Raw genomic sequence first — 8,906 nt, forward strand, 5'->3', positions numbered from 1 at the left:
GTCAATGAACATCTTCCACATTTTCAGACGCCCGGGATACGCCCCGCCCGGGCTCTATTGCCCCCGGCGCCATTCCGCGTCATGATACCATCCGAAAGGGTTCCAGCGATGCGCAAGTTTCTCGTGATACTGGACGACAGCCGCGAATGTCTGAACGCCATGCGCTTCGCGGCCATGCGCGCGGCCCGCACCGGCGGCGGTGTCGAGATCCTCGCGATCATCCCCCCCGAGGAATTCAATCACTGGATCGGCGTCGGCGACATCATGCGCGAGGAACAGCGCGAGCGGATCGAGGCGCATTTCGAGGTCTTCGCCAAGTGGATGCGCGACAAGCAGGGCATCGATCCCGAACTGGTCATCCGTGAGGGCGAACCGGTGACGGAAATCATGGAGCAGGTCAGCGAAGACGACCAGATCGGGGTACTCGTGCTCGGGGCCGGGTCCGGCAAGAAGGGGCCCGGGCCGCTCGTCACGCAGCTGACGAGGAATGCCGGAACGCTGCCGATGCCCATCACCATCGTTCCCGGCGACCTCAGCAAGGAACGGCTGGAAGCGATCACCTGAGCCGCAAGGCGGCCCGCGACCGCGACATCCGCCAGTTTGGAATCGTTCCAAACTCTTGACTCGCGCATCCTGCAGGCGCATATCTGCAAGTAATCTCGAAAGGACGCGCGCATGTTTATCCAGACCGAATCCACCCCCAACCCCGCCACGCTGAAATTCCTGCCCGGGCAGGAAGTCCTCGAAGCCGGCACCGCCGATTTCCCGACCGCCGAGGGCGCGGAGGCCTCGCCGCTGGTGGCGCGCATCTTCAAGGTGCCGGGCGTGTCGGGGGTGTTTCTCGGCAACGACTTCGTCACCGTCACCAAGGCGACCGACATCGAGTGGGACCACATAAAACCCGCGATCCTCGGCGCCATAATGGAGCATTTCCAGTCCGGCCAGCCGGTCATGACCGCCGGCGGTACCGCTGCCTCGGGCCATGCCGAGCATAGCGGCGAGGATTCCGAGATCGTCGGCCAGATCAAGGAGCTTCTGGACACCCGCGTGCGGCCCGCCGTGGCGCAGGATGGCGGCGACATCACCTTTCACGGGTTCGAGCGCGGCGTCGTTTACCTGCACATGCAGGGCGCCTGCGCGGGCTGCCCGTCCTCGACCATCACGCTGAAGATGGGGATCGAGAACCTGCTGCGCCACTACATCCCCGAGGTGACAGAGGTCCGACCGATTGGCATGTGACACGCTCACGCTGGGATTCGACACATCGGCCGCACATTGTGCGGCCGCTTTGCTGTCCGGCGACCGGATCCTCGCCGCGCGGTCCGAGGAGATGACGCGCGGACAGGCCGAACGGCTGGTCCCGATGCTGCAGGACATGCTGGCCGCAAACGGTGTCGACTGGGGCGATCTGGCGCGTCTCGGGGTGGGCATCGGACCCGGCAATTTCACCGGCATCCGCATTTCCGTGTCGCTGGCGCGCGGCCTCGCCCTCAGCCTCGGGATCCCGGCCATCGGCATCGGCACGCTGGACGCGATCCGCGCCGGCGCCCCGCAGGGCACCCCGTGCGTGCCGGCGCCGCACGGCCAGGCCTATGTGCAACCCGAGGGCGGTCCGCCGCAGCTCGTGGCGCTCGCCGGGATCGACCGCCCGGTCCTGCCGCCCGCGCCGGCGGATCTGGCCTGCGCCATCGCGCGCCTCGCGGCCCTTGCTCCCGGGGATGGCCCACCGCCCGCGCCGCTTTACGTCCGGCCCGCGGACGCCGCACCGGCGCGCGACGCCCCGCCCCGCATCCTCGATGACGCCTGAGGCGATCGCGGAAACCCATGCCCGTGCCTTCGATCAGCATGGCAGACCATGGTCGGCGCAAGAATTTCAGGGCCTCCTGCAGGACCGCCACGTCATCTGCACTGGCGACGCGCGCGCCTTTCTCCTCGGGCGGGTGGTCGCGGATGAGGCCGAGATCCTGACGCTCGCCACAGATCCCGCGCATCGACGCCGCGGCCTTGCCCGTGCCTGCCTGCGCGCGTTCCATGCACAGGCGGCGGCGCGCGGCGCGACACAGACCTTTCTCGAGGTGGCCGCGGACAACGCCCCCGCCCGAGCGCTTTACACTGCCGCGCGCTATGTCGAGGTGGGCCGGCGCAACGGCTATTACGGCGCGGGTGTCGATGCGCTGCTGCTATCGCGACCGCTCAGCCAAGCGCCGCGCTGAGCCGGTCCCAGTCGTCCTGCGACCCCGCAAGACCAAGCCGCAGCCAGCCCGGCGCATAGGGAAACACGCGCGACCAGATGTGATGCTGCGCCAGCGCCTCCTGCGCCGCGGCGGCATCCGGCGTGGCATAGGTCCGGAACAGCGGCGTGCCGCCGACCAGCGACCAGCCCGCCCGCAAGGCCAGCGCATCGAGCCGGGCGGCGTCCCGCGCCAGCCGCGCACTGGTCTCGCGCTGCCAGTCGCGATCGCCAAGCGCCGCGCGCGCCACTTCGATCGCCGGGCCCGACACGGGCCACGGCCCGGCCAGATCGGCCAGTCGCGCGGCGATCTCCGCCCCGCTCAGCGCGAATCCCAGCCGCAGCCCGGCCAGCCCGTAGAACTTGCCGAAGGACCGCATCACGATCACGTTCTCCGGTCCGCGGTGCAGCATGGGCGCCAGCGACAGCTCGGGGTCGGGATCGACGAAGCTTTCATCGACCACCAGCAGGCCGACTTGCGAGGCAAGCGCCCGCAGGCGGGCGGGGTCGTACCGTGCCCCGTCGGGATTGTTGGGGTTGACCACGACCGCGCAATCGGCCCCGGCCAATGCTTCGGGCGTTGTAACCTCCGCAACCCTCCAGCCGCAGGCGCCCAGCGCCGCCGTGTGCTCGTTATAGGTCGGGCCCAGCACGCGCGCGTCCCCCGGCCTTGCCAGATGCGGCACCGCCTGGATCACCGCCTGCGCGCCGGCCATCGGCGTGACATGTGCGCGGCTGTCGTAACAGACCGCCGCCGCCGCGCGCAGCGCCTCCATGTCGCCTCGGGTGGGCAGCGCCGTGAAGGCGCGAGGCTCAAGGTGCGGCACCGGGTAGGGCACCGGGTTGATCCCCGTCGACAGGTCGATCCAACGCGTCATGTCGCCGCCATGACGGCGCATCGCGGCATCTAGATTGCCGCCGTGATCACGGGCTTCGGTCTGCATGCCGCCTTAGAACAAGCAAAGCGCCCCAAGCGCAAGCGCCAGCAGCGCCATCGCGCGCGCATAAAGCGACAGCGCCCGGTGCAGGTCGCGTGGCCCCGGATCCGGCGCGCCCGCGTTCAGCCACGGCTCGTCGCTGAATCTCGCCCCATAGGCGCGCGGCCCCGACAGCCGCAGCCCGAGCGCGCCGGCCATCGCCGCCTCGGGCCAGCCGGCATTGGGCGACCGGTGCCGGCGCGCATCGCGCAGCATCACGCGGCAGGCGCGCGCCGCGTGCCGCGGCATGCCCAGTGCGAACAGCCCCCCCGTCAGCCGCGCCGGGATCAGGTTCACCGCGTCGTCGAGCCGGGCGGCCATCTTGCCGAACGCCTCGAACCGCGCGTCGCGGTGGCCGATCATCGAATCCAGCGTGTTGATCGCCTTGTAGACCGCGATCCCCGGCAGGCCCGCGACCACGCCCCAGAAGATCGGCGCGACGATGCCGTCGCCGGTGTTCTCGGCAAGGCTCTCGATCCCCGCCCGGGCCACGCCGCCGGTGTCGAGCGTCGCGGGATCGCGCCCCACGATCATCGCCACCGCCGCGCGCGCGCCGTCCAGATCACCTTGTGCCAGCGGCCGCGCGACCGCCGCCACGTGATCGTGCATCGACCGCAGCGCGATCAGCGGCCAGGCCAGCACCCCGCCGATCAGCCAGCCGGGCGGGCCTGCGGGCAACAGCATCTGCACCGCCACCGCCGGCACCAGCGCCAGCCCGACGACGATCCCGGTGGTCGCGGCCCCCATGCGCAGACGCGCACCGCGCGGGCCGCGGTTCCACCGCGCCTCGAGCGCGGCGATGACGCGCCCCAGCCATGTCACCGGATGTCCGATCCGGGCGTGAAGGCGGTCGGGCCAGCCAAGCACCAGGTCGATCGCCAGCCCGGTCAGCATCATCGCCGCGAAACTCATCCCGCGCCGCCCGTGGAAAACCGCACCACCCGGTCGAGCCCGGCCTCGCCCAAGATCGCCTCGGCGCCATCGGGCACACGCCCCGGCGCGAAGATCAACGCCCGGGCCGAGCCGGTATGCGCGCGCGCGATCCCGAGCGCGCCGAGATCCCGCGCCAGATCCGACATCGGATCGCCCGGCCCGCGCAGCACGGAGCAGCGCCGCGCCGATTCGGTGGCGATCCCCGCGACGGCGGCCAGATCGTCGCGCGCGACGGCCTGCGCCCAGAACTCCACCAGGTCGGCGATGTCCGGGAACGCATCGTCGCCGGGATCGGTCACCTCGGGCGCGCCCCAAAAACCCCCGACGATCTCGGCCTCGGGCGGGCTCGGCAGCACCCGCAACACCTCGGCCCGGCGCGAGGCCCAGAGCAGGCGGTCGGGCGCATCGTACATCAGCGGATCGCTGGCCCCTTCCAATGCGAGACAGGCGCGCGCCAGCCGCTCGGGCGCGCCCTCGAACCCTGCCGCCCGGGCCGCCGCCACGAGGCAGGCGGTCGAGGCCCCGGCCCCCGCCCCGAGCGGCATGTCGCAATCGATCTCGGGCCACTCCGGCGCCGCCAGCCCGAGCGCGTCCGCGAACGCCTCGAGCCTTGCCGCGCTGAAATGGTCGCGCACGCGCAGCGCCCTTCCCGGCGCCCGCGCGCACAAGGCAGGGCACGCCAGCGTCACCAGCGCGACCGGCCCGTCCGCGCCCATCCTACCTTGGATCCATTCGCCGAAATGGCCCGGCACGGTGACCTGTGGGGGGACGGGAACGAGGTCGGGCATGAGACGTGAACTCTCGTCAGGGGACGTGTCGCCGTCTCTTGTCACGCGGCGTCCCCGAAGTCGAGCGGACCCGACCCCTGCGCCGAAGTCGATCCCGCGGATCCTTGCGACCCCGCCAAGAACCAACCCTCGGCCTCGTACCGCGCATGTCATGTCAGACTGGATGGTACCGCCTCCCTGGCTTGAACAGGGGACCTCTGGATCCACAATCCAAATTTATAGGCAAACAGAGCCTAACAAGTCAAAACATCCAGCCTACATTTTCACCATATATCACAAGACTTTCCTTGCAATGTTAGGGTTTGTTGCTAACTTCGGGTAACGGTGCAAATCACCGGAATCTGTTACCCCTGTGTTACCCGAGAGGCTTCGGGTAACAGGCTGGGCCGCGAATTTGGGCCTTCGGGCCAACCTTCTGGCAGGGCTGGAAAACGCCGGGGTAACACCATTGGATAGGGGGTGTGACATGGCGCGCGCAATGACGACGAAGGCGGTCGAGGCCGCAAAACCGGATCCGAACAAGCGGCTTGAGATCCCCGACCCGGCCCTTTCCGGGCTTTACCTTGTCGTGCAGCCGGGCGGCGCGAAAGGGTGGGCGCTGCGCTACCGATACGCTGGCAAACCGCGCAAGCTGACCCTTGGCCGGTGGCCGATCATGGGCGTGGCGGATGCGCGCGCCGCCGCGTCCGAGGCAATCGAGGCGGTCGAGCATGGAGACGATCCGGGCGCGGCGAAGAAACAAGCCAAGGCCGCGCGGATCGACGCGCAGCTATCCGAGCGTGACACGGTGCGCACAATGTTCGACACCTACCGCAAGCGAAGGCTAACGCAACTCAAGGCGGGCGACACGGTGCAGGCCGTCATCAACAAGCACGTCATGCCGAAATGGGGCGATCGCCGCATACAGGACATTGCGCGGCGCGACGTGATCGAACTGCTGGAGGATATTGTCGAGAGCGGGCGCGCGGTCACTGCCAACCGGACGCGCGCCTATCTGTCAGCGTTCTTCGCATGGGCGGTCGAGCGGGACGCAATCGCCACGTCGCCTATCACCGGCACAAAGCCCCCTTCCCCGGAAAATTCGCGCGAGCGCGTTCTGAGCGACGACGAATTGCGGTGGCTATGGCTTGCGGCTGGCGATGTAGGGCAACCTTTCGGGCCATTGGCGCGGCTGCTGATCCTGACCGGGCAGCGGCGCGGCGAGGTCGCGGGCATGACCGAGGCGGAAATCAACGGCGACACTTGGCACCTGCCAGCGGCGCGAACGAAGAACGGGCGCGCACATTCCGTGCCGCTCACACAAGCCGCGCAGGACGTTCTCACAGGCGTGGAGAGGATCAAGGGGCGTGATGGCTTCATCTTCACGACAACCGGCACAGCGCCCGTGTCCGGCTTCACCAAGGCGCACGCGCGACTTGTGAGGCGCATGACCGAGATTGCCCGAGAGGAACGCGGCGAGCCAGTCGAGATCCCGGCTTGGACCTTCCACGATCTGCGCCGAACCTGCGCGACCGGGCTTGCGCGGCTGGGCATCCCGGTGCGCGTCACCGAGGCGGTCTTGAACCACGTCAGCGGCAGCGCCGCCGGGATCGTGAGCGTCTATCAACGGCACGACTACGCGGACGAAAAGCGGGCCGCACTGGACGCATGGGCACGGCTGGTGGCCGATCTGGTCGAGGGCCGGGCCGACAACGTGGTGCAAATCGAGGGATTGGCCCGGTGAATGAGTGGGGCCTCCCGCGTTGGTGCGATCCATCGGCATATGGCGATACAAAACGCTGGACGCTTGCGCGGTGGCATTGGGAGTTTACCCGAAGGCGCGATGATTACCGCGCAGAAACGCTGACCTATCTGACGCTTCAGCGGGAAGTAGAGGCCGCCCGCAAACGCATGAAGGAAAACCCGGCCCCGGACGCCAGATGCGCGTGGGAAACCCTATCAGCGCAGGCCGATAAACTCTGGAATCGGCACTGGCGCAAATGGGGTTATTCTGCGCCTCTTGATCCGAGCGTGTCCGAATTTCCCCAAGATGACCTACTACGCTGGCCGCATGGCGGCGTAACTTCAATGCGCGGCTCGCATGTCGGGCGCGCGCCCGAATTGCGGAACACTTTGACCCCGGCACCGGAAGAACTGGCGGTGACAATTAATCTCGATCGCCCGATTGCGGAACAAATCAAATTAGTTGAACGGGTTGCAAAGCGTGAACAAAAGGAACTGCATGGACGGCTTGTGCAAAAGCGTCGGCACCCTGTAAAATGGCTTGGCTATTTGCGCACGCTCGACGCCCGAGAGGCGTTGCCCAATGCGAGTTGGCAAGAATTCACCGAAGCTTTGTTTGATGCTGATCTGGTGGAGAGACACAAGGACCCAGCGGGCGGATATCGCGCCCCGCCGCCGCAAGCCGGAAGAGACAAATGGGAAGCGGCAAACGCCTTGCGATTTAATTTCTGATTTTCGCGCGCAATCCCAAGCGTTCGCACACGTGCTTACTAAGAGGGCCACGGCATAACCCGAAAGGAGCCTTGGCCCATGAATATGCAAACCGACACCTGCAATCCGCACCGCCGGATACCAACTGGCCCCGTGCTGGAAATGTGCGGCGGTATAAGCGCGATGACGCTGCATCGCTGGTTGAACAACCCCGATCTGGATTTTCCCAAGCCGCAATACATCGGACGCCGGAGATATTGGCGCGAGGCCGATATCATTGCATGGCTGGAAGCGCGCGAGACTAAATCCGCCGCATAAGAAAACCCGCACCGGGGCGACGGCGCGGGCTTTCAGGATAGTCACAAAGCTGGACGGCTTTGAGGTATCATAGCACCGCCACGCCTATCGGGCAACCGGAAGGCACGAGCAATGAAACACGATAATCAATTCGACGAAACGTGCGGTGATCTGACCGGCGCGGCGCGACACCGCCACATGAAGCGCGAGGCCGCAGTCTGGGCTTTGCAATCGCTCGACGAACAAGACGCCGCCGTGATCTGCGCAACATTTCTCGACGAAATAGGGGCGGCTGCACCGCGCCTGGACTATTGGGGCGACGTGCGAGAGGGCGCAGGGTATTGGGCCTATTGCGCCAATTCAGCGGAACTTGAGGCATATTTCACGAGCGCCCTGAAACGATTGAGAAATCAGGCGCTGGGCATCAAGGCACGCAAGCGGATGATTGCCGCCCTATTCCTGAGCCTGACCGACAATGACAAGCGCGCTTTCCTTGCATGGGCAGGGGGGTGACGCATGACTTATCAGGCCAGCCCGATAAAACGAAACCGCGCGACACGGGCGCAGATGGAAGCCCGCGCGCAATTCCTGATCGACTACGCGATAGAGCATGGCCCGGTCACGGTGCGGCAGCTTTTCTACGCCGCAACCGTCAAGGATCTGATCGAGAAATCAGAGAGCGGCTATAACAAGGTGCAGGCGCAGGTTCTGGCACTGCGCCGCGAGCGCCGCCTGCCCTATCACTGCATCGCGGATGCGACGAGGTACATGCGCAAGCCCCGCACCTTCGACGGATGGAAGGACGCGCTACAGGACACCGCGCGCCTGTATCGCAAAGCCCTTTGGGCGGATACCGATCTTGAGGTTGAAATCTGGATCGAGAAATCGGCACTGGCTGGCGTTCTCTATCCGGTGACATCCGAATTCGACGTGCCGCTCATGCCGACAGGCGGCTACACGTCAGAGACCTTCGCCTATGGCGCGGTGCATCGCTTGGCGGATACCGGCAGAACGCTTGTCATTCACAGCCTCTATGACTTCGACAGATCAGGCCGCGACGCCACGGAGTCCCTGCGCGAGAAAGTAGAACGGTTCGGGCGTGACTTCGACGTGCCGGTGCAATTCAACATCCTTGGCCTAACCGCCGATCAGGTTTGTGAATCGGCATGCAAAAGTGACCCACCTGGGTGGGTTATGATCATCTAAAACTGACCCACCTGCCACGTTAGCATCCGTGCGTTCATGCAC

At 66.5% G+C, this 8,906-nt stretch carries 12 protein-coding genes; 9 read left to right on the forward strand and 3 right to left on the reverse strand.

Annotation, left to right across the window (positions count from 1 at the left end):
- The first annotated feature begins 108 nt into the window (after nucleotides 1-108).
- The 4 genes from V8324_RS04725 (at nucleotide 109) to V8324_RS04740 (ending at nucleotide 2,213) form a co-directional block, all read left to right on the forward strand.
- Nucleotides 109-564, forward strand: coding sequence for a universal stress protein (locus V8324_RS04725; protein ID WP_336418769.1), 456 nt, complete (start codon nucleotides 109-111; stop codon nucleotides 562-564).
- Nucleotides 565-675: 111 nt separating this feature from the next.
- Nucleotides 676-1,239 (forward strand): NifU family protein, encoded by a 564-nt coding sequence (locus tag V8324_RS04730; protein WP_336418770.1) that lies wholly within the window; start codon nucleotides 676-678, stop codon nucleotides 1,237-1,239.
- The gene (gene tsaB, locus V8324_RS04735; protein WP_336418771.1) at nucleotides 1,229-1,807 is read left to right on the forward strand and encodes a tRNA (adenosine(37)-N6)-threonylcarbamoyltransferase complex dimerization subunit type 1 TsaB; all 579 of its coding nucleotides are present in this window, start codon (nucleotides 1,229-1,231) and stop codon (nucleotides 1,805-1,807) included. The genes V8324_RS04730 and tsaB overlap by 11 nt, the downstream gene beginning before the upstream one ends.
- Nucleotides 1,797-2,213 (forward strand): GNAT family N-acetyltransferase, encoded by a 417-nt coding sequence (locus V8324_RS04740; RefSeq protein WP_336418772.1) that lies wholly within the window; start codon nucleotides 1,797-1,799, stop codon nucleotides 2,211-2,213. Before tsaB ends, V8324_RS04740 begins: the two co-directional genes overlap by 11 nt.
- Here V8324_RS04740 and cobD read toward each other — a convergent pair.
- Genes cobD through V8324_RS04755 form a run of 3 tightly spaced genes read right to left on the reverse strand, consistent with a single transcriptional unit; the run spans nucleotide 2,194 to nucleotide 4,928 of the window.
- Nucleotides 2,194-3,174, reverse strand: coding sequence for a threonine-phosphate decarboxylase CobD (gene cobD, locus V8324_RS04745; protein WP_336418773.1), 981 nt, complete (start codon nucleotides 3,172-3,174; stop codon nucleotides 2,194-2,196). The two genes, V8324_RS04740 and cobD, sit on opposite strands and share 20 nt — an antisense overlap.
- 6 nt (nucleotides 3,175-3,180) lie before the next feature.
- Nucleotides 3,181-4,119 (reverse strand): adenosylcobinamide-phosphate synthase CbiB, encoded by a 939-nt coding sequence (cbiB, locus tag V8324_RS04750; protein ID WP_336418774.1) that lies wholly within the window; start codon nucleotides 4,117-4,119, stop codon nucleotides 3,181-3,183.
- On the reverse strand, nucleotides 4,116-4,928 hold the full coding sequence (locus V8324_RS04755) for a propanediol utilization protein (protein ID WP_336418775.1): 813 nt from the start codon (nucleotides 4,926-4,928) through the stop codon (nucleotides 4,116-4,118). Before V8324_RS04755 ends, cbiB begins: the two co-directional genes overlap by 4 nt.
- Before the next feature lie 478 nt (nucleotides 4,929-5,406).
- On the opposite strand from V8324_RS04755, the gene V8324_RS04760 reads away from it, so the two are divergent.
- The 5 genes from V8324_RS04760 (at nucleotide 5,407) to V8324_RS04780 (ending at nucleotide 8,864) form a co-directional block, all read left to right on the forward strand.
- Nucleotides 5,407-6,651, forward strand: coding sequence for a tyrosine-type recombinase/integrase (locus tag V8324_RS04760; protein WP_336418776.1), 1,245 nt, complete (start codon nucleotides 5,407-5,409; stop codon nucleotides 6,649-6,651).
- Nucleotides 6,648-7,382, forward strand: a complete 735-nt coding sequence (locus V8324_RS04765) for a hypothetical protein (RefSeq protein WP_336418777.1) — start codon at nucleotides 6,648-6,650, stop codon at nucleotides 7,380-7,382. Before V8324_RS04760 ends, V8324_RS04765 begins: the two co-directional genes overlap by 4 nt.
- A 78-nt stretch (nucleotides 7,383-7,460) precedes the next feature.
- The gene (locus V8324_RS04770; protein WP_336418778.1) at nucleotides 7,461-7,679 is read left to right on the forward strand and encodes a helix-turn-helix transcriptional regulator; all 219 of its coding nucleotides are present in this window, start codon (nucleotides 7,461-7,463) and stop codon (nucleotides 7,677-7,679) included.
- A 111-nt stretch (nucleotides 7,680-7,790) separates the two neighbouring features.
- Nucleotides 7,791-8,171: a hypothetical protein gene (locus V8324_RS04775; protein ID WP_336418779.1), complete on the forward strand. Its 381-nt coding sequence runs from the start codon at nucleotides 7,791-7,793 to the stop codon at nucleotides 8,169-8,171.
- A gap of 54 nt (nucleotides 8,172-8,225) precedes the next feature.
- Nucleotides 8,226-8,864, forward strand: coding sequence for a hypothetical protein (locus tag V8324_RS04780; protein WP_336418780.1), 639 nt, complete (start codon nucleotides 8,226-8,228; stop codon nucleotides 8,862-8,864).
- Nucleotides 8,865-8,906: the final 42 nt, after the last annotated feature.

Source organism: Roseovarius sp. D22-M7 (assembly GCF_037083785.1).
In the GTDB taxonomy this organism is placed as follows: domain Bacteria; phylum Pseudomonadota; class Alphaproteobacteria; order Rhodobacterales; family Rhodobacteraceae; genus Roseovarius.

Excerpts from the sequence above, each read along its gene's own strand:
- V8324_RS04725 (WP_336418769.1), top strand. The coding sequence starts at position 109 with ATGCGCAAGTTTCTCGTGATACTGGACGACAGCCGCGAATGTCTGAAC.
- V8324_RS04730 (WP_336418770.1), top strand. The coding sequence starts at position 676 with ATGTTTATCCAGACCGAATCCACCCCCAACCCCGCCACGCTGAAATTC.
- V8324_RS04740 (WP_336418772.1), top strand. The coding sequence starts at position 1,797 with ATGACGCCTGAGGCGATCGCGGAAACCCATGCCCGTGCCTTCGATCAG.
- cobD (WP_336418773.1), bottom strand. The coding sequence starts at position 3,174 with ATGCAGACCGAAGCCCGTGATCACGGCGGCAATCTAGATGCCGCGATG.
- cbiB (WP_336418774.1), bottom strand. The coding sequence starts at position 4,119 with ATGAGTTTCGCGGCGATGATGCTGACCGGGCTGGCGATCGACCTGGTG.
- V8324_RS04755 (WP_336418775.1), bottom strand. The coding sequence starts at position 4,928 with ATGCCCGACCTCGTTCCCGTCCCCCCACAGGTCACCGTGCCGGGCCAT.
- V8324_RS04760 (WP_336418776.1), top strand. The coding sequence starts at position 5,407 with ATGACGACGAAGGCGGTCGAGGCCGCAAAACCGGATCCGAACAAGCGG.
- V8324_RS04770 (WP_336418778.1), top strand. The coding sequence starts at position 7,461 with ATGAATATGCAAACCGACACCTGCAATCCGCACCGCCGGATACCAACT.
- V8324_RS04775 (WP_336418779.1), top strand. The coding sequence starts at position 7,791 with ATGAAACACGATAATCAATTCGACGAAACGTGCGGTGATCTGACCGGC.
- V8324_RS04780 (WP_336418780.1), top strand. The coding sequence starts at position 8,226 with ATGGAAGCCCGCGCGCAATTCCTGATCGACTACGCGATAGAGCATGGC.